This is a genomic window from Terribacillus aidingensis (assembly GCF_040703035.1).
Lineage (GTDB): Bacteria > Bacillota > Bacilli > Bacillales > Amphibacillaceae > Terribacillus.
On sequence record NZ_CP159996.1, the window covers coordinates 2867144 to 2887092 of the forward strand.

The 19949-nt window shown below is 45.0% G+C and carries 21 protein-coding genes and 2 other annotated features; of the genes, 8 read left to right on the forward strand and 13 right to left on the reverse strand.

Going from position 1 to position 19949, the window contains the following annotated elements; translation table 11 throughout:
• Window positions 1–13 precede the first annotated feature (13 nt).
• The 3 genes from ABXS78_RS14940 (at window position 14) to ABXS78_RS14950 (ending at window position 1787) form a co-directional block, all read left to right on the forward strand.
• Window positions 14–469, forward strand: a complete 456-nt coding sequence (locus ABXS78_RS14940; protein WP_366247863.1) for a methylated-DNA--[protein]-cysteine S-methyltransferase — start codon at window positions 14–16, stop codon at window positions 467–469.
• 3 nt (window positions 470–472) lie between these two features.
• Window positions 473–1237: an NAD(P)-dependent oxidoreductase gene (locus ABXS78_RS14945; RefSeq protein WP_366247864.1), complete on the forward strand. Its 765-nt coding sequence runs from the start codon at window positions 473–475 to the stop codon at window positions 1235–1237.
• Window positions 1238–1358: 121 nt separating this feature from the next.
• On the forward strand, window positions 1359–1787 hold the full coding sequence (locus ABXS78_RS14950; RefSeq protein WP_366247865.1) for a VOC family protein: 429 nt from the start codon (window positions 1359–1361) through the stop codon (window positions 1785–1787).
• Window positions 1788–2086: 299 nt separating this feature from the next.
• Here ABXS78_RS14950 and ABXS78_RS14955 read toward each other — a convergent pair whose 3' ends face one another.
• The 10 genes from ABXS78_RS14955 to ABXS78_RS15000 form a co-directional block, all read right to left on the reverse strand.
• Entirely contained in the window at window positions 2087–3370 is a 1284-nt protein-coding gene (locus ABXS78_RS14955) for an ABC transporter permease (protein WP_366247866.1), read from the reverse strand.
• Window positions 3330–4235 (reverse strand): ABC transporter ATP-binding protein, encoded by a 906-nt coding sequence (locus ABXS78_RS14960; RefSeq protein WP_366247867.1) that lies wholly within the window; start codon window positions 4233–4235, stop codon window positions 3330–3332. Before ABXS78_RS14960 ends, ABXS78_RS14955 begins: the two co-directional genes overlap by 41 nt.
• Window positions 4236–4410: 175 nt before the next feature.
• On the reverse strand, window positions 4411–5190 hold the full coding sequence (trpA, locus tag ABXS78_RS14965) for a tryptophan synthase subunit alpha (protein ID WP_366247868.1): 780 nt from the start codon (window positions 5188–5190) through the stop codon (window positions 4411–4413).
• A complete protein-coding gene (trpB, locus tag ABXS78_RS14970; protein ID WP_366247869.1) occupies window positions 5183–6388 on the reverse strand; it encodes a tryptophan synthase subunit beta in 1206 nt (401 codons plus the stop codon). Before trpB ends, trpA begins: the two co-directional genes overlap by 8 nt.
• Before the next feature lie 5 nt (window positions 6389–6393).
• On the reverse strand, window positions 6394–7002 hold the full coding sequence (locus ABXS78_RS14975; RefSeq protein ID WP_366247870.1) for a phosphoribosylanthranilate isomerase: 609 nt from the start codon (window positions 7000–7002) through the stop codon (window positions 6394–6396).
• A complete protein-coding gene (gene trpC, locus ABXS78_RS14980) occupies window positions 6999–7781 on the reverse strand; it encodes an indole-3-glycerol phosphate synthase TrpC (protein WP_366247871.1) in 783 nt (260 codons plus the stop codon). The genes ABXS78_RS14975 and trpC overlap by 4 nt, the downstream gene beginning before the upstream one ends.
• A complete protein-coding gene (gene trpD, locus ABXS78_RS14985) occupies window positions 7778–8797 on the reverse strand; it encodes an anthranilate phosphoribosyltransferase (RefSeq protein ID WP_366247872.1) in 1020 nt (339 codons plus the stop codon). Before trpD ends, trpC begins: the two co-directional genes overlap by 4 nt.
• Entirely contained in the window at window positions 8778–9380 is a 603-nt protein-coding gene (locus tag ABXS78_RS14990; protein ID WP_366247873.1) for an aminodeoxychorismate/anthranilate synthase component II, read from the reverse strand. The genes trpD and ABXS78_RS14990 overlap by 20 nt, the downstream gene beginning before the upstream one ends.
• The gene (trpE, locus tag ABXS78_RS14995; protein ID WP_366247874.1) at window positions 9361–10764 is read right to left on the reverse strand and encodes an anthranilate synthase component I; all 1404 of its coding nucleotides are present in this window, start codon (window positions 10762–10764) and stop codon (window positions 9361–9363) included. The genes ABXS78_RS14990 and trpE overlap by 20 nt, the downstream gene beginning before the upstream one ends.
• 65 nt (window positions 10765–10829) lie before the next feature.
• Window positions 10830–11074 (reverse strand) — a binding site (T-box leader).
• A 25-nt stretch (window positions 11075–11099) separates the two neighbouring features.
• Window positions 11100–11311 (reverse strand) — a binding site (T-box leader).
• A gap of 54 nt (window positions 11312–11365) precedes the next feature.
• Window positions 11366–12517, reverse strand: a complete 1152-nt coding sequence (locus ABXS78_RS15000) for a DEAD/DEAH box helicase (RefSeq protein WP_095221093.1) — start codon at window positions 12515–12517, stop codon at window positions 11366–11368.
• Window positions 12518–12626: 109 nt separating this feature from the next.
• Here ABXS78_RS15000 and ABXS78_RS15005 point away from each other — a divergent pair, with 109 nt between their 5' ends.
• Entirely contained in the window at window positions 12627–12755 is a 129-nt protein-coding gene (locus tag ABXS78_RS15005) for a hypothetical protein (RefSeq protein ID WP_255220708.1), read from the forward strand.
• Window positions 12756–12851: 96 nt separating this feature from the next.
• Here ABXS78_RS15005 and ABXS78_RS15010 read toward each other — a convergent pair whose 3' ends face one another.
• A complete protein-coding gene (locus ABXS78_RS15010; RefSeq protein WP_095221094.1) occupies window positions 12852–13694 on the reverse strand; it encodes a LysM peptidoglycan-binding domain-containing protein in 843 nt (280 codons plus the stop codon).
• 375 nt (window positions 13695–14069) lie between these two features.
• Window positions 14070–15647 carry a bifunctional UDP-sugar hydrolase/5'-nucleotidase gene (locus ABXS78_RS15015; protein ID WP_366247875.1) on the reverse strand — a complete coding sequence of 526 codons (1578 nt, stop codon included), beginning with the start codon at window positions 15645–15647 and terminating at the stop codon, window positions 14070–14072.
• Between the two features lie 172 nt (window positions 15648–15819).
• Between ABXS78_RS15015 and ABXS78_RS15020 the strand changes: the two genes are divergently transcribed.
• From ABXS78_RS15020 to phnE (ABXS78_RS15035), 4 genes are all read left to right on the forward strand, one after another.
• Window positions 15820–16752 carry a phosphate/phosphite/phosphonate ABC transporter substrate-binding protein gene (locus ABXS78_RS15020; RefSeq protein ID WP_366247876.1) on the forward strand — a complete coding sequence of 311 codons (933 nt, stop codon included), beginning with the start codon at window positions 15820–15822 and terminating at the stop codon, window positions 16750–16752.
• A gap of 143 nt (window positions 16753–16895) precedes the next feature.
• Entirely contained in the window at window positions 16896–17678 is a 783-nt protein-coding gene (gene phnC, locus ABXS78_RS15025; RefSeq protein ID WP_366247877.1) for a phosphonate ABC transporter ATP-binding protein, read from the forward strand.
• Window positions 17675–18466 (forward strand): phosphonate ABC transporter, permease protein PhnE, encoded by a 792-nt coding sequence (phnE, locus tag ABXS78_RS15030; protein WP_366247878.1) that lies wholly within the window; start codon window positions 17675–17677, stop codon window positions 18464–18466. The genes phnC and phnE (ABXS78_RS15030) overlap by 4 nt, the downstream gene beginning before the upstream one ends.
• Window positions 18463–19275, forward strand: coding sequence for a phosphonate ABC transporter, permease protein PhnE (phnE, locus tag ABXS78_RS15035; protein WP_366247879.1), 813 nt, complete (start codon window positions 18463–18465; stop codon window positions 19273–19275). The genes phnE (ABXS78_RS15030) and phnE (ABXS78_RS15035) overlap by 4 nt, the downstream gene beginning before the upstream one ends.
• Before the next feature lie 36 nt (window positions 19276–19311).
• Here the strand turns inward: phnE (ABXS78_RS15035) and ABXS78_RS15040 are convergent, their stop codons facing one another.
• Window positions 19312–19875, reverse strand: a complete 564-nt coding sequence (locus tag ABXS78_RS15040; protein ID WP_366247880.1) for a nitroreductase — start codon at window positions 19873–19875, stop codon at window positions 19312–19314.
• Window positions 19876–19949 lie beyond the last annotated feature (74 nt).

Sequence of the window (19949 nt, forward strand, 5' to 3'; positions counted from 1 at the left end):
TTAGGAGGCAATCATGTTCTATACAAGTAATATAGAGACGCCTTTAGGTAATGTACAGATCACAGCAACCGATCAACTCATAACAAGCATCCTATTCGGTGAACAGCTGCCGGCTAACGAGAACACGCTAACAAAACTGGCTCAAACACAGCTGCAGGCTTATTTTAACGGTGAACTTACCAATTTCCAGCTGCCACTGGCGATGAACGGAACTTCCTTTCAGCAGCGTGTGTGGGAACAGGTCAATCAAATACCATATGGCAGTTCCGCTTTTTATAGCACAATTGCCGAAGATGCAGGAAATGGACGAGCCGTTCGGGCAGCAGCCAGTGCGGTCGGGCGAAACACATTCGCTATCGTTATCCCCTGCCATCGGGTTGTCGGCAGGAACGGAATTGTAACAGGTTACCGCTGGGAGCCGTGGCGTAAGAACTGGCTGTTGGAATTCGAACAACAAAGGAGCAGATGAAAGATGAAAGTACTTGTGACAGGAGCCGCCGGTCATATTGGCAAGAATTTAGTCAAAGCTATCCACGATCAATATGATCTAGTGATGACCGATATTAAACAAGACGAAGACTTAAATCAATTCGGTACATTCAAACAAGCTGATCTTGCCGTAGCAGAAGAAGTCGAACAGCTGGCAGAAGGTGTGGATGCAATCGTCCATTTGGGCGGGATTGCAACGGAAAGCACATACGAGAAGATTAACCGAAACAACTTCAATGGAACCTACCATGTATACGAAGCAGCCCGGAAGCATGGTATCAAACGTATCGTTTTCGCCAGCAGCAACCACGCTGTCGGCTTCCACCCGATCAATCAATCAATCGGACCAGATGCCCCTCACCTGCCAGATACATACTACGGTTCCAGCAAAGCATTCGGCGAGAACCTGGCGAATATGTATCACAAAAAGCACGGCATTGAAACAGCCAGCCTGCGCATCGGCAGCTATTTGGAGAAACCCGCGGAGCATCGCAACCTGAATACATGGATCAGTGTCCGGGATATGAATCAGCTGATTGTCTGCTGTTTGGAGGCGGACCAAATCGGCACGAGTGTCTTTTATGGCGTTTCTTCCTTGCATAATGACTACTTTGATAATCGATATGCAGCCAAAATCGGCTATGATCCCGAAGACAATCCTGAGGATTACCGGGAAGAAATAGAAAATGTGAAGATGGAAAATGTGACTGACTTTGTTGGCGGGATGTTTACCAACTTCGGAAGATGATTCGAACTATCCGTCCAGTCTGGATGGATAGTTCTTTTTTACATAGATAGTAAAGGAATCTCGCAATCTGCCGCGAAATTCTTACAGGAATGAAATAAAACATAGAAAAGGATGAACTTACATGGTACAAGGAATCAATTCTTATATTGTGACAAACGGCAATGGACAAGAAGCAGTCAAATTATATGAGGATGCTTTAGGAGCTCAAGTACTGCATATACAAACTTTTGGTGAGATGCCGGAGGATCCTAACCACCCAATTCCGGCTGAAGCAAAGGATCGCGTTTTGCATGCGCATTTAAAAGTGGGCGGCAACGACTTGATGCTATCTGATACATTCCCAGGTCAGCCGCTCGAGCTAGGCGACCAAGTAGGAATTGCCGTTATTATCAGCGCTCCGGAAGAAACAAAGGTTGTGTTTGAGAAGCTATCAGTCGGCGGCCAAATCATTATGGAACTGCAGCAGACCTTCTGGAGTCCTTTATATGGGCAGGTCAAAGATAAGTTCGGTGTAACATGGCAGGTATCTACTGCAGATGAGCCGCAATAGAAGATAGGCAAGGTATAAAACACAGCTATAGAGGCAGGGACATAACACGGTCTCAACCTCCAGTTCACCACTGCGGGGTCTTCCACTCGCGCTGTTCCCGTAAGGGTCTCCGTGTTCTGCCTACGCTAGGTTAGATAAAGAATCAAAAATCCGAACTTATGCAATTTTTCGTATGAAGATTTGCACTATAGTTCGGTTTTTTATCTAACTAAAACACTTTTGTCCCAGCCCCTTATTTTTTTAATAAAAAACGTACAGAAAACAAGAAGTTCTCTGCACGCTCGTCAATCTTACCATCTCTATTTTTTTATATTTCCTGACAGCTTTAACGCTTCCTTCAGCTGATTGAATGATCCGCCTTTACCGTACATCAATACGCCGCCGCGATAGATTTTAGCAGCAATCCAAGCAATCAGCAAAATGGTTGCTACAAGGATTGCGATGGAAAGGGCTATTTCCCAGGCAGGAACGCCAAGCATTCCAATACGTAAAAACATAATCATCGGTGTGAAGAATGGAATGTAAGATGTCACGACTATGAGTGGTGAATCGGGTGAGCTAAGTCCATAGATAGATAGAAAGAATGCTCCCATCACCAAGAAGATAACCGGACTAACAAGCTGCTGGACATCCTCCATTCTGCTTACAACCGATCCGAGCCCTGCACAAATTGTGGCATATAAGAAGTAGCCTAGGATAAAGAAAATCAACGCAAACGTTAATGTGACCGGCGATGCATTTGCGATACCAATAAAATCGAAGAAGCCTCCGCCCAGTTCTTCCCCGCGGATCTGCACCATTGCATACACGGCTACCGTGATTAAAGCGACTTGTGTAAGTCCTACCATTCCAATCGCCAGAATCTTGGCGAACATTTGGCCGACTGGCGAGGAGCTGGAGATCAAGATTTCCATCACTCTTGATGATTTCTCATTGGTGATATCCGTTGCAATCATCATGCCGTAAACAATCACACTCATATATAGAGCAAAAACTAAAATATAAACAAGTCCATATGATCCTGCCAATTCTTCTTCCGTTTTTGCATTATCATCAAGGGCATCCCGCTGGAAAGACACTGGTGCATATATATCCTGCATGGTCGCTTCGTCAACGCCTGCCTGTGAAGCTGCTTGGGCAACTTTGATTTGCTGCAGCTGTGCTTCTATTGTTTCACTGGTACTGTTCGTGAGCTGCATACTGTAAAAAGCGGCTTCTGGCAAGCTTTGCTCAGACTGACTTAAAACGAGCAGTCCTTCATATTCCTCATTCTCTACTGCATCTTTCGCTGCTTCTTCGCTTCCATTAAATAATTCAGGCTGATATTCTTCTGCACTGGCATTTAATGCTTCAAAGGTCTGCTGATTTTCTGTTTCATCTATAACAGCTACGACCGGTTCTTCAGAATCGCCGGTAAAACGGTCGATAATATCCGGCACATAAAAGACTCCACAGATAACAAGTAAAAATATCGCACTCGAAATAACATAACCTTTTGTTTTTACTCGAGAGAGATAGGTATGCGAAAACACAGTCCAAAACTTACGCATAAGACTCACCTGCCTTTTCAATGAAGATATCATTCAGCGTTGGTTCCTCCACTTCAAATTTGCTGACAAATCCTTTCTCGGTCAGCTGCTTCCATACAGAAACGGCATCTTCTGATGATGCAATCTGAAGTCGGCATCCCTGCTGCGTTTGATGGTACTTCACCACACCTGATGCTTCCTTTAAAAAGGTTAAGTCATAGTCTGCTGATATGGTAATGTTCTTCTTGCGGAAAGATCGCTTTATTTCGATTAAGTCTCCCTCTACGACCGGCTTTCCGTGCTTCATTATGCAAAGAAAACGACATAGTTCTTCTACATGTTCCATGCGGTGAGACGAGAAGATGATTGATGTTCCATTATTTTTCAATTCTATTACAGCCTGCTTCAGCATTTCCACATTAACCGGATCCAGTCCTGAGAATGGTTCATCCAATATCAATAGGCGAGGATTGTGCAATACAGCGGATATGAATTGTATTTTCTGCTGGTTTCCTTTAGAGAGCTCTTCCACTTTCTTGTTTTCATATTCTGTTATATTAAATCGATCAAGCCAGTTCTTTATTGCTTTCACACTGTCTGCCTTTGCCATCCCCCTAAGCTTGGCTAAATACACGAGCTGATCCTTTACGGTAAGCTTTGGATAAAGTCCGCGTTCCTCTGGAAGATAGCCAATTTCATCACTCTGATCATACGTAATCTTTTTTCCACGCCAGAATATTTCTCCTTCTGTATTCTCCAATAAGTTAAGAATCATACGGAAAGTAGTCGTTTTACCTGCACCGTTAGCTCCTAGGAATCCAAAAATTTCTCCCTCTGGTATCGACAATGTCAGCTGGTCGACAGCAGTATGCTTGCCGAACCTCTTCGTCACATCCTTTAGTTCAAGCACTAGCACCATCCTTTCTTTTTCCTCTTAATGAATCTACGGATGGTTGCTGGAAATGTTTCATATATCATAAGTTTGAACTAAGCGTTTGGGGCTGGGGGCAGACAGATCTTTCTTCTCTTAAGCAAAAAAAGAGTGCAGGGAAATCATGATTTCCCTGCACTCCAACCACGGAGAAGCAAGTCATTTACACCTGCTTCCTTGCTCTAATCAACTCTTCCACTTGCTGTCTGTCTCCTTGATGCAATGCATCGACAATCTTACTTCCAACCACTACTCCATCACAATATTGGCTCAGTTCCTTCACATGCGCTGGTGTAGAAACCCCGAAACCAGCCAGTACTGGTGCGTTGCTGATTTTTTTCAGCTCCTGCAGATGTGCTCCCAGCTGATCGACGAAGGTCGCTCTCTCCCCTGTCGTACCTGCAACTGTCACGGCATAAAGAAAGCCTTCAGCGCGCTCAGCGAGTGCCCGGATCCTTTCTGGTGTACTGGTCAAAGCGACCAAACGAATCAGAGCTATTTCATGCTTTTGAAGAGCTTCGACAACAAGTCCTTCCTCTTCAAGCGGCAGATCTGGCAGGATAAGACCAGATATCCCTGCTGCAGCACAGGCTGACGCGAAGTCTTCCACACCAAAGGCGAAGACTGGATTCAAGTACGTCATGATAACAAGCGGCACATTGCGGCTGGCTTTTTCCTTAGCAACCTCATCGAGTACTGCACGGACAGTCGTGCCCGCCTCCAATGCGCGAATTCCAGCTGCCTGGATAGTTGGCCCGTCCGCGACTGGATCTGAAAAAGGAAGTCCCAGCTCGATTCCTGTTGCACCACTATCAGCAAGAAATTGAATGCGTTCATTCAAACTGTCCAAGCCGCCATCACCAGCCATTATATATGGTACGAAAGCTTTTTCCCCAGCTTGTGATACCGTTTGAAATGCATTATCCAGCATAGCTTTACTCATGCAGATCTCCTCCTGTTTCATGCGCTTCCCTGATTGTGTTTACATCCTTATCCCCGCGTCCGGACAAACAGACAACAAGCACATCCTCTTCACCCATCACTGGCGCCAGCTTTTTACAGTATGCAACTGCATGCGCGCTTTCCAGTGCTGGTATGATTCCTTCTGTTCTGGATAGGAGTCGCACAGCCTCTAGCGCTTCTTCGTCGGTAACAGCATCGTACGTAACTCGACCAGCATCTTTTAAATAGCTATGTTCCGGACCGACGCCTGGATAATCCAATCCGGCCGAAATGGAATGAGGCTCCTGTACCTGACCGTCTTCATTTTGAAGCAAATAGGATAATGATCCATGCAGAATTCCCGCTTTCCCCTCTGTAAGAGAGGCCGCATGCTTACCTGTTGGCAGACCCATACCTCCTGCTTCCACACCGTACATTTTAACATCGCGATCATCCACGAACGGATAGAACATGCCAATTGCGTTACTTCCTCCTCCAACGCAGGCAACAATTGCTTCCGGCAGCTTGCCTTCTGCCTCGATGATCTGCTTGCGGGTTTCATCGCCGATAATCCGCTGGAAATCGCGGACGATTTGCGGGAATGGATGCGGGCCGGCAGCTGTACCGAAAATATAATGTGTATCTTCTACATTCGCCGTCCAATAGCGCATCGCTTCGTTTACCGCATCCTTCAAGGTGCCGTTACCCTGATCGACGGATACGACTTGAGCGCCTAAGAGCTCCATCCGGTACACGTTCAATGCTTGTCGTCTGACGTCTTCTTTTCCCATGAAGATGATGCATTCCAATCCTAGCAACGCGCTGACTGTCGCAGTGGCAACACCATGCTGGCCAGCGCCTGTTTCAGCTACAACCTTTTTCTTGCCCATCCGCTGTGTGAGCAACGCCTGCCCGATTGTGTTGTTGATTTTATGTGCCCCTGTATGGTTAAGGTCTTCTCTTTTCAAATAGATCCTCGGTCCGCCAAGAGTTGCTGTTAAACGTTCTGCAAAATAAAGCGGGGTCTCCCGTCCGATATACTGTTTCAAGTAATAGCGCATCTCTTCTTGGAAGGCAGGATCTTCCTTCGCTTCCTTGAATGCCGCTTCTAGTTCCAAGATGGCTGGCATGAGTGTTTCTGGTACAAATCGGCCGCCAAAGCTTCCATAATGCCCGGTTTCTGTCGGATATGTTGCCATGTTTTTCACTGTCCTCTCTTTGCCGCTGTAATGAATTGTTTTATTTTAATCGGATCCTTTTGTCCATCTGTCTCCACACCGCTGCTGACGTCGACACCAATCGGACTTACTTCTTCAATCGCCTGCTGTACATTGCCAGCATGCAATCCGCCTGCAAGAAAGAGCCTTTCCGTCGGAATTGTTTCTGAGCTTGCCAGCGACCAGTCGAATGTGGTGCCGTTCCCTCCCCTATATGCTTCAGCCGGACTATCCAGCAGATAGTAATCACATGGGTAATCAGCCAGCTTCTTCAGGTCATCCTCTGAACCTACCGAAAAAGCTTTAATGACAGGCTTGCGGATAGCTTTAATGTAGTCTGGTGTTTCATCGCCATGCAGCTGAATATAATCCAGTTCTGCCGTCTCGGCTATGACCAGCAAACTCTCGATCGACTCATTGACAAATACACCTACTTTTTTCACGTGAGCTGGAAGCTTTTTCCCGATGCCGGCAGCTTGCTCAGGTGATACTCTCCTTCTGCTGTCCGCAAAAACGAATCCGATCATGTCAGCTCCTGCTTCCACCGCTGTCTGCCCAGCCTCCACCGACTGAATGCCGCAAATCTTGACGATCATGACTGCTCCGCTCCTACCGGAACTTGGAGTGTCTCCAGTACTGCTGCTGCATCGTCAGCTCGCATAAGTGTTTCACCAACAAGAATTCCCCTTGCCCCTGCTTTTGCTGCACGAGATGCATCAGCTGATACCGTTATGCCGCTTTCGCTGATAACAAGAGTATCTGAGGTGTCAATTCTTTCTATCAATCTTTCTGTTACACCCAAATCCACCTCGAAGGTTTTTAGGTTTCGATTATTGATGCCGATGATATTGGCACCAAGCTTTTGCGCTTGCTCTAATTCTTCTTCATTGTGCACCTCTACCAGCACATCCATCTCTTTGGATTTTGCATACTGATAGAGAGCGTGCAATCGCTCTTCTTCCAATGCCGCTACAATCAATAGAATTACATCAGCACCATAATCAGCTGCTCGGTCTATCTGAATTTCATCAAGGATGAAATCTTTATTCAATATCGGTACTTCCACTGCCTCCCGGACAGCTGCCAAATCATCCATCGTGCCTTTGAAAAACGGTAAATCAGTCAACACTGAAATTGCACCCGCTCCTGCGGCTTCGTAGATCTTTGCCTGGTCCGCAGGTACAACATCGGGATTGATCAATCCTTTGGAAGGTGAAGCACGCTTGATTTCTGCGATAATCTGCAGCTGTTTCTGTTCTTGGAATCGTTCATATAACGATATCGGCTTGCGCTGCGCTGCTGTCGGTCGATATGTTTGCTTCATTGTACTAATTTCCGTTCGCTTCTCTTCTAGTATCCTTGCTAAGAATGTCATGATCTCACTTCCCTTTGTTTATAATCGATCAAGTATTGCAGTTTCTGTCTAGCAGCTCCGCTATCAATGCTTTCCTTAGCAAGCTCGATGCCTTCCTGTATAGAAGCCACTTTTCCATTCGCAAATATGCCAAGTCCTGCATTCAAAACCACTGTTTCCTGATGGACACCTTTCTCCCCATTCAACACACGCAGAAGAATGTCTGCATTCTCAGCTGCATCACCGCCCTTGATTGCTTTAAGCGGATAAACCGGCAGGCCAACCTCATCCGGATGAAGAGTGAAAGCTGTCTGTTTACCGTCCTCCAGCAGGACAAGATGGTTCTCTCCTGCAAGTGATGCTTCATCCATATATCCTGCTCCATTAATGACAATCGCTCTTTTGCGTCCCAGCTTATGGAGCGCTTCGGCCATCATCCCAAGCATATCGCGGCGATAGATGCCGAGCAGCTGTGAATCAAGCTGGACTGGATTCGTCAATGGCCCAATTAAATTAAAGATCGTAGGAATTCGCAGTACTTTGCGCAGCTGCATCACCTGCTTCAGACCTGGATGAACATGAGGCGCGAATAAGAAGGCGATACCATTCTCCTCAAGCAGATGCGTCATCTCCTCTGCCGGCAAATACAATGGGATCCCCAGCTTCTCCAGTACATCCGCACTTCCGGTTCTGCTTGATACGCTGCGATTCCCATGTTTGGCGATCGTAATACCCGCTCCAGCAATGACAAAGGCTGCCGTCGTACTAATGTTGAAGCTTTGCGATCCATCGCCTCCGGTACCGCAGTTATCCATTACATTTGCTGCCTGAAGGGGAATTGTCTGCGCTTTTTCCCGAATTGCAGCCACCATACCAGCTACTTCATCCGCTGTTTCCCCACGGGTTTGCAGCATCGAAAGAAATGCACCTGCCACAGCATCCGGCATACTGCCATCCAGCAACTCCCGGGATGCCTGCAGCGTTTCTGCATACGTCAAAGCCTGTGTATTCGTAAGCTTAGCCAATAATGGTTCCATTACTTTCCCCTTCTTTCATGGTTAAAATATAATGCCTCACGATCTCCTTACCTGCTTCTGTTCCGATTGATTCCGGGTGGAACTGCAGTCCGTAAACCGGATAGCGGATATGCTGGACAGCCATGATTTCCTCGTCATCCTCTGAATAAGCGGTAACTTTCAATTCATTCGGAATATTGCGCTTATCGATGACTAGAGAATGATAGCGCATGATCGGCAAATCTTTTACTATCCCTTCGATTGCAGGTTCTCCCTCATATCGAAGCGTCGATGTCTTGCCATGCTTGATTTGCCCTGCACGGATAATGTCCGCACCGAAGGCTGTACCGATTGCCTGGTGACCAAGACATATGCCGAGTATCGGAATCTTTCCTGCAAAGTGGCGGATTGCATCGACACATATTCCTGCATCTTCCGGTCTGCCCGGACCAGGTGAGACGATGATTGCCTCAGGTTTCAACGTTTCGATGTCCTGGATGGAGATGGCATCGTTACGTACAACCTTGACTTGTTCCCCAAGCTCCGCTGTGTATTGGAAAAGATTATACGTAAAAGAATCATAATTATCGATCAGCAGTATCATGTAATCCGACCTCCGTTAAAGATTTCGCTTTATGCAGTGTCTCGTGATATTCTGTCTCGGGATCGGAATCATACACTAGTCCGGCTCCCGCCTGTACATACGCCTTGTTGTCTTTTATTATCATCGTTCGAATAGCCAGCGCCAGATCGAGATCGCCATTCATATTTATATAGCCTACCGCCCCGGCATAGAGCCCTCTTTTTTTCTTTTCAAAATGATTGATCAATTCCATTGCCCTAATCTTAGGAGCACCTGATACGGTTCCAGCAGGAAGTGCTGCAACCAATGCGTCCAATCCAGTCATATTATCTGCTAGTTCTCCTTGGACTTCAGAGACAATGTGCATGATATGCTGGTACTTTTCCACCGTCATATACTTTGTCAGCTCGACGGTGCCGACCTTACATACACGTCCCAGATCATTGCGGCTTAAGTCGACAAGCATCCGATGCTCTGCCAATTCCTTTTCATCGGCCAGCAGTTCAGTCGTCAGCTGTTCATCTTGCTCTGCCGTTTTACCACGGGGCCTTGACCCAGCAATCGGGTTAGCTGTCACTTTATTGCCGCTAGCTTTGATCAAGCTTTCAGGGGACGCACCCAGTACGGTATAGTCCTCAAAATCGAGGAAGAACATATACGGCGAAGGATTGCTTGCCCGCAGCTTTCGGTAAAAGCTAAAAGCATCTCCATGGAAGTCTGCTGTCAATCGCTGCGAAAGTACTATCTGGAATACATCACCGGCTTTGATGTACGTTTTGGCATCTTCCACCATCTGCATAAATGTTGTTTGATCCGTCTCAGGCTGGAAATAGACTGGCTTCAATACTGCATCGGGTATGTTCTTGAAGGTTGTAATCTCTCGCTCCATAACCTCCAAACGAGCCTGGAGCATATCCGCCGACCGGTTTCCTGCGCCATCAATAGCCAGTAAAGTTATCTGCTGATGCTTATGGTCATAAATGATGATATCCTCATAAAACATAAAATGAACTTCCGGCATACCAATCGGATCCTCTGGCACTTCTCCAATCACTTCATATTGCCGGATCGAATCATATGCCATATATCCGACAGCACCGCCATAGAAAGGAAACTCAAGCGGCAGCTCCATTCCGCTTATCTGTTTCTTCAGAACCTCTAACGGTTTATCTGCCAGCTTCTCTTCCTGTCCTGAAGACTTCAGCGTTGTTTCCTGTCCCTTCCCGATCAATTCTTTATAAGGATTAGCTCCAATGATGGAATAGCGACCCTTTCCTGTATGGTGTACCGAACTTTCCAGCAAAAACTTCTTTTCTCCTGCCAGCCGTTTATAAATTACGACAGGTGTGAGTGTATCTCCGTTCAATTGCTTCTTCTGAAATCGAACACTATCCGTAACCGTCATCTTTCTCGCTCCCTTTTCTTTGAAATAAAAAAACCGTCCCCTATGCACATGATTGGTTCATGTGCATAGGGGACGGTTTTACACCGCGGTGCCACCTCTATTGAAAGCTCTTTTGCTTTCCTCTCATTCGGTTACGAAAGCTTTAGCCTTGATATCCTATCCCGGTAACGGGGGAAACCGGATTCCCCTACTATGTTTCAAGGAATCTCTCTGAAGTCCATTCCATGCTGCCGATTTGACCTGGATCTCACCACACCAGGCTCTCTGTGCAAATCAAGCAGCATGTACTCCTCTTCATCAACGAGTTATGTGTATAAAAAAAGGGCAATCTCTCAATAAAGGACGAGATTACCCGTGGTACCACCTTTGTTAGCTAGCGAACTAGCTCACTTTGCTCCTGCTATCGGGGGAGTTGCCGCCACAGCTTACTGGTGATTTCAGCTATGGTGCTCGGAAGTCCATTCACGTATGTGTCACACCGGTTTCCACCATCCACCGGCTCTCTGAAGTGACCACATAAGCTACTACTCTTCGTCTTCGCTCACGTATCAGATATGTTGGATTCATTGTATTACCCTTGTTTTCGTTTGTCAAGGGCGACTTACTCTGCATCCAATAAATCAGGCTTGCCATTCTCTCCGAAAACAAGTTCTTTTCGCGGCAGATGCTGTTTTGTTTCTTTTTCAATTTGTTTTATTTGATGTCTGTCGCGAGGTGTCACAAAGGCTACCGTTAAGCCCGTACTGCCTGCCCTGCCTGTACGGCCGATGCGGTGGATATAGCTTTCAGTATCCTCCGGAAGATCGTAATTGAATACATGGGTCACACCTTCAACATCCAACCCCCGAGCTGCTACATCTGTTGCAACAAGGAACTGTGTCTTATACTCCCGAAAATTCTTCATAGCACGTTCCCGCTTTGCCTGTGATAAATCACCATGCAGTTCATCCGATTCGAAACCCTGCGCGCGCAAATATCCATGCAGCTCAGAAGCACGTCTTCTTGTCCGGCAGAAGATAATAGCAGCAAATGGACGATACATTTGCAATAACACCTTCAATGCATTCCGCTTCTCACGATCAGACATTTCCAGGACAATCTGCTTTATTTCCTTCAGAGTCACATTGGTTGTTTGAATGGTGATTTCCTTTGGCTTTTGCATCTGGGAGGATGCCAGCTGGCGGATTTCCTTCGGCATTGTAGCAGAGAACAGCAGTGTTTGTTTCGTATTCGGCAATGCATTTGCAACGTCCTTTACATCATGCCAGAATCCCATATGCAGCATCTGATCTGCCTCATCCAGCACGAATGTCCGGACATGGGAAAGATCCACTGTGCCGCGACGCATATGGTCTAGCAGACGACCCGGTGTCGCGACAACGATATCCACTCTGCCTTCCAGTTTCTTAAGCTGCTTGACGATATCCTGACCGCCATAGACTGCCAGCGTACCAATTTCTTCTTCCGGATGAATCAGCTTCGCCAGTTCATCATAGATCTGGATAGCCAGCTCCCTCGTCGGGCTCAGAATAAGTGCCTGAATGCCAGCGCTATCTGCTTCCAGCATTTCCAATATCGGCAGCAGGAATGCAAGTGTCTTACCAGTACCTGTCTGTGCTTTGGCAATCACATCTTTTCCAGCCAAAATTTCTGGAATAGCTTGCTTTTGAACAGGTGTTGGTTCTGTCAGACCTAATTTATGTAATATTTCCAAACGATTATTTTGTAAGTTTAGATCATTGAACACGTTCATGTTGTTCCCTCTTTCATACTTTTTACATAATTATTATGTGAAGTTTCCATAGAAGTACGCGCGAAAAGTTTGTAAGATACTAGTATACACATAAAAAGGGGGAAATTATATGCAAAAGTGGCTGATCGGCATTTTTGTCCTGCTGATCATCAGTTTCAGCATAATCGGTCTTTTTCGAGGGGAAGGAAATATCCAAAGCATTAACGAGACAAGTAAATCTTCTGTAAATTTAAAATAGTGATGCGTTTATCCTGCACACACGCGGGTAAACTATAATATAAATAAAAACAGGCAGAGCAAACCGCCATTTGCTCCACCTGTTACGCTATTTGTATTAGTCTAGTACTTTTACTGTTACAGTTTTACGTCCCCAGTTCAAAGCAGTTCCTTGATCAGGTACGTGTACATCGATCTTATTACCTTTGATTGCACCGCCAGTATCGCCTGCAATTGCTTCACCATAGCCTTCAACCCATACTTTGGATCCCAAAGGAATGACACTAGGGTCTACTGCAATAACTTTCGCATTAGGATTAGCGTTCAAATCGATACCAGTTGCTGTTACACCAGAGCATCCTTCACATTGACCAGTATATGCAGTTGCGGATACTGTCAATTCTTTCGTTGCTTCTTGGCTAGTACTTGTAGCTGCTTTTTCTTCTTGGGCAGGAGCTGCTTCTTGTTTAGCAGGTTCTGCTTTTTGTTCTGTTTGTGCAGGTGCTTCTTGCTTTTCTTCTTGTTTAGGAGCTTCTTGTTTAGGAGCTTCTGTCTTAGCAGCTTCCTGCTTCACTGGTGCTGTTTCAGTTACAGCCCCGCCAGTTACAGCTAGTTGCTGACCTATTACAATCAAATCGGAATTAAGGCTGTTCCAAGATTTCAACTCGCCTACCGATATATTGAACTTCCCTGCGATCTTAGAAAGAGAATCGCCTTTTTGTACTGTGTATGAGTCTGTTTGGTTTGTTTCTTTATCTATAGTTAATTTTTGATTAGGAAAGATTAGGTCAGAATCAAGTTGGTTAAGCTCTTTAAGCTGATCTACACTCACTTCGTATTTGTCTGCGATTTTCCAAAGAGAGTCCCCTGTTTGAACATTATATTCAGCAGCTGATGCTGTTGTACTGAATGCCCCCGCAATTACTAGTCCTGTAGCTAAAGATACGACTGTTTTTTTCATACGTCGTTTACCTCCTTAAATTTCTAACAGAACTTATGGTATCACATGGGCTTAGCTAGGTGGGTTACAGGAAGTTTAAGGTTATATTACAGGCTAGGACTCCAGCAATACTATTGTTACACTGTAATCTTTCTGTAATAAAACATTCGATAACCAAGCTTTTAGGGGCTTTTTTGTAATAAAAGGCCTCTTTTTATTCCATTAATTGTAAATGAGCAAAATTAAATTTCTTGTTGACTTTGTTTGCACTCGCTTTTTTCCATTCAGTTTTTGTCGTTTTTCCGGCTTTATTAGGACAAATGTTACAAAATCAATCCTTGATTTCCCTTTTTTATTCCAATTACAGAAGAAAACAGGAGCGGGAGCTCCTGTTTTCTACTTCTTCACTACCCAATTATGATTGCAAGTTGCTTCAATTACATTTCGCTTGCTGATGTAATCTGCAATTAGTTCCGTCATATCTGTTGTGATCTCCCTGACAACATGCTTTCCTTTGAACATGACGTAATCTCCACCGCCAGCTGCCCGGTAATTATTCATTACTACCTCATACATCTCATCTGCAATGACAGGGGTGCCCTTGATGGTCAATTCCTGTACACGGTCTCCAATTTCGCGGCTGATATCCAATATATAGCCGATTCCTTCCCACATGTCATAATTGTAGTGCTGCGGCTTAGGTTCCAGGAAGGAGCGGCTCACCTCAAGCTCACCCTCTTGATCCAAATTGAAGTAAGTGGCAGAGAGTTCAAGAGCATGCTTCATATCTGCTCCAGAAATCTCAATCACCTTTAACGTGTTTGGATAGATATAATTGGAGACGATATCGCGCATCGTAATATTCTGCGGAAAACCAGGTGACGCATTATGAAACAATGCTGTACTGGAGATGGCAGCATTTGCTGCATCCATCTGAACTTTATTGATGAACTCAATAAATGGTGTCTCCTTCACCCTCGTTTCAAAGGCATCATGGATGATCATATCTCCATTTATTTTCCCGATCGGCTGGTCCAGCCATTTCTGTGTTTCCTCTTCATAGGAAGAAACTAGTCTCAGAATCGTTTCATCAGGCAGAATTTCATTCGTGATCGTATGTAATTTCGTCTCTGATGTGACACGTTTTCTACTATTATACAGATGCTCGACAGCAATCGAGACTTCTCCTAGGAATGCACCATTGGATCCAGGCTGCACAACGGTCACATTATTCACCTTTTCAGCAAGTGATCGATGCTGGTGACCGGTGACCAAAATATCAATTCCTTCTATTGAATGGCAAATTTCATAGCCCACATTTTCACCAGTAAGTGATTCTGTTGGTTCTCCGGTTTCCAGATCACGTTCGAACCCGCCATGATAAGCAACGATAAGGACATCAGGCTGTTCTTTTTCCCGAACTTCCTTCACCCATCTTCTCGTCGATTCCAGGACATGCTCGAACGTAAGCCCCTCAATGTGGTTTGGATCTTCCCAGTTAGGAATGAAATGAGTGGTGACACCGATGATCGCCAGCTTGATACCATCGATCTGTTTGATTTCGTACGGTCTGCCGAATACAGGTCTCTTTTTCGTCTCATCCAGGATATTCCCGCAAAGATATGGAAAGTCTGCAAGCTGAATAGCTGATTGCAGATATGGCATGCCATAGTTGAATTCATGATTTCCTATTACCGCAGCATCATATTTGAGCTCGTTCATACATCGGATCAAGGGGTTATCCTTATCTGCTTGGTATTTTGCATGATGATACGTCAGCGGTGTTCCTTGTATCATATCCCCATTATCCAGCAGCAGAACATGCTTCTTTTCTTCTCTTATTCTTTTAATTAAGGTAGCTACCCGTGCCAGTCCCTGAGGAGCTGGTTCGTGATCCCGGTATGTAGTAGGAAAGATATTCCCATGCACATCACTAGTAACGAGCATGGTGATATTTGTCACTTTTTCAAGCATACTTTTGATTCCTCCGACCTCTTTTTCAGAATTAAAACAGTTTTTGCTATAATCTATCATAACATGCCAAAACTATCTTTACATTCTTATTACAGTAAGTTAACATAAATTGGAACAAGTCGTGATATAGTTGTTCATGCAGTGCAAATTAAACAATTTTTGGGGGTATATCATGTTTAAGAAAATTGCAGGTGTCGGTGCAACTCTATTTCTAGCAGCAGGGTTGCTTAGTGCATGCGGATCCGACGATTCAAACGCAGAGGGCGGCAGCGGCAGCAACGGAGATCTAGAAGAACTTCGTGTGCAGTTCGTTCCTTCTCAGAATGCAGAGACACTGGAAGCAAAAGCAAAACCGCTTGAAGGACTTCTTGAGGAAGAGCTGGATATTCCTGTCGAAGTAAGCGTATCCACTAACTACAACACTATCGTCGAGGCGATGTCTTCTGGTCAAGTTGACGTTGGTTTCCTACCGCCTACAGCATATGTTTTGGCGCATGACAAAGATGCCGCGGATGTTATCCTTCAGTCCCAGCGCTATGGTGTCAATCCGGAAGATGGTTCTCCTACAGATGAATTAGTAGACTACTATCTTGCACAATTCGTAGTTAAAGCTGATTCCGATATTAATTCTCTTGAAGATCTTAAAGGCAAAAGCATCGCTGTACAGGATGTAACTTCTTCTGCAGGTTATGTATGGCCAGCAGGCGCGCTCGATGAAGTAGGTTTGGATATCCAGCAAGATTTGACTCCGACAATCGTCAAAGGTCATGATGCTGGTATCATCAGCGTATTGAACGGCGATACAGATGCAGCTGTTACATTCCAGGATGCACGTAATACTGTAAGCGGCGACTATCCAACAGTATTCGAAGATACGAAAGTAATCGCTACGACAGAAAAAATCCCGAACGACACAATCGCAGTCACTCCAGAGATCAGTGACGAATGGAAAGAAAAAATCACTGATGCTTTCATTAACATCGGTAAAGATCCAGAAGGTCTGGAGATCATCCGCGATGTTTACACACATGAAGGTTACGTGAAATCAGATGACAGCAACTTCGAAGTTGTTCGTCAGTACGCTGAAAAATACGGTCTAGAATAATCAAGTTCGTTTCATAATCTATCTATCAATCCAGCCAGCCTGAGATATCCTTGGACTGGCTGGGCTTTTGTCTGTATGTATATATTTCCGAATAGTACTTCTCCGCTTTACTATTAAATTACATAAAAAGGTTGGTATAGAAAGTGATAGAATTTCGCAATGTTTCGAAAACATATCCGAACGGCGTCAAAGGTTTGAAGAACATCAACTTGACTATTGAAAAAGGCGAGTTCATTGTCATTGTCGGTCTTTCCGGTGCTGGTAAGTCCACACTGCTGCGCTCGATTAATAGATTGCATGAAATCTCTGAGGGAGAAATCCTGATTGATAACAAATCCATCACCGCTGCAAAAGGAAAAAGCTTACGTATGTTCCGCCGTGACATCGGCATGATCTTCCAAAGCTTCAATCTCGTTAAACGTTCTTCTGTTCTGCGTAATGTCCTTTCAGGACGTGTTGCTTATCATTCCACATTACGTACCGTTTTCGGCTTATTCCCGAAAGAAGATGTCAACTTGGCTCTAAATGCTTTGGATCGTGTAAATATCATCGACAAAGCGTACACACGTTCTGATCAGCTATCCGGTGGTCAGCAGCAGCGTGTCTCCATCGCCCGGGCATTGGCTCAGGAAGCTAAAATTATCCTAGCTGATGAACCAGTTGCATCTCTTGATCCGCTGACGACTAAACAAGTAATGGATGACTTGAAAAAAATAAATCAAGAACTCGGTATAACGACAGTTGTCAATCTTCACTTCATCGATATTGCCCGCCAATATGCAACACGAATCATCGGACTGAATGCTGGTGAAGTTGTGTTTGACGGACCAGTGGAAGAAGCGACAGATGAGAAATTCCAGGAAATCTATGGACAGCAGCTGGAAAAAGAACAGCAGCGTGCGCCAATTGGAGCTGGATCCGAATGAGTCAGCCTCCAAAAAAAATGGTTCCAAAACCCCCGTCAAAACTCAAGCATTATCTCACAGGCATCATTGTGCTCGCTTTGCTTGCCTGGAGCTACTGGCGCTCTGAAGCCAGCATCATGGATTTGTTTACCAATAGTGATCAAATGGCGACCATTTTAATTGAAATGTTTCCGCCAGACTGGGGCTATTTCCTTGAGATAATCGATCCTATGCTGGAAACGATCCGTATGGCTGTTATTGGTACAACATTTGGTGCGATTATAGCCGTTCCTATAATCCTGCTGTGTGCGAATAATGTTAACCGGATTCCTTGGATCTCCTACCCAGCACGTTTTGTGCTCAACTTGATTCGTACTGTACCTGAGCTCCTTCTTGCAGCTGTTTTTGTTGCTATTTTCGGACTCGGTATGATTCCTGGTATCTTTGCTTTGACGATTTTTTCAGTCGGAATCATCGCCAAATTGACTTATGAATCAATCGAAGGCATCGATAAAGGACCAATGGAAGCAATGACTGCAGTTGGCGCGAATAAAGTGCAATGGATCACCTTCTCTATCATTCCGCAGGCTGCTGCATATTTCGTATCTTATGTGCTTTACACATTTGAAGTAAATATTCGGGCCGCGGCAATTCTTGGACTAGTTGGTGCTGGGGGTATCGGTCTCCTATTTGACAGCAACCTTGGCTTCTTCAACTATCCGAATGTCAATACCTTAGTTTTCGCAACTCTTATCGTTGTCGTGATCATCGATTTTGTCAGCAATAAACTTCGGGAGAAATTACTATGAGCCAACTTTCAACACAAACCGTCGACAAACCAAAAGGCCGCGGTAAACGGGTTTTCAACCGTGTGCTAATTCTAGTAATTTTGGCTGCGATCTATGTTTGGGCATTCTCAGGCGTCGAGGAGTTCGAGATTAAGGATACAGCCGGACAAATTTCCAAGGCTATCTTTGAAGGAATTATTCACCCGGATTGGGACTTCATCAATGATGAGGAAGGTTTAATTTACGGGTTGATTGACACATTAGCGATTTCAATACTTGGTACATTTATTTCAGCGATCCTTACCGTGCCATTTGGCTTTTGGGCTGCAAGACGCCGTAGTAAAGGAGGCTTCTTCGTTACAGGAGTAGGACGTTTTATCCTTAGTTATATCCGGGTATTTCCAGAGGTTGTATTGGCTATAATCTTTATCAAAGCAGTTGGTCCAGGTTCCTATGCCGGAGTACTGGCATTAGGGCTTCACTCCATAGGTATGCTTGGCAAACTATTTGCTGAAGAAATCGACGCTATTGATCATGGTCCCCGTGAAGCACTTATAGCTACTGGTGCGAATCGTATCCAAGTACTGGTTTACTCCGTATTACCGCAAGTACTGCCTGGATTCATTTCCTATACGCTTTACCGTTTCGAGCTAAATGTCCGGGGGGCTTCCATCCTCGGTATTATCGGAGCAGGTGGTATCGGAGCTCCGCTTATCTTCGCATTGACTTCCCGTAACTGGCCGCGTGTCGGCATCATTTTATTAGGTATCATCATATTGGTATCTGTAATCGATTTGATTTCCGGCTACTTACGCAAGAAAATCGTATAAAGAAAAGCGATTCTGCTATAAGCAGAATCGCTTTTTTTAGTTCAATATTGTCGTACGTTCGCTTGCAGGCACTCTAGGCTTCACTTTCGGTTCTTTACCGATAAATCCGACTTGCAGTAGTCCGATGTTTCGTTCACCTGGTTTGATTTGCAGTAATTCCCTCGCATCTGGGTTCTCAAGCAATGTATTCGTCTTCCAGATCGTCCCGATTCCTTTTTCCCAAGCAAGCAGGCTGAAGTTCTGGATCAGCATACTTGCTGATGCATAATCTTCTTCACGGAGTTTCATTTGTGTGTTTTCCTCTAATACAACAGCTATCCAAAGCGGGACATCAGTGATTTTCTTTTTCAGCGCCTCTGCTTTTTTCTCTTTCTCTTCAGCCGTTGCCGCACCTTTCACTCCTTGCTTCGCATTGATTTCACCAAGCTTTTGTTTCGTCTCGCCATCAATCAGAATAAAACGCCAAGGCTGAGTCATTTTGTGATTTGGTACCCACACTGCTATATCAAGTAATTCCTGTATCTCCTTATAGGATAGTTGTTTGGTTGTATCATAGTTCGTTACGGATCTTCTGCCTTTTATCAACTGTTCCAATTGCATCTGTACCACTCCTCTTCCATTCTCCGTACTTTTCTTTAATTGAAAATCATTATCAATATCATATCTGAATATTC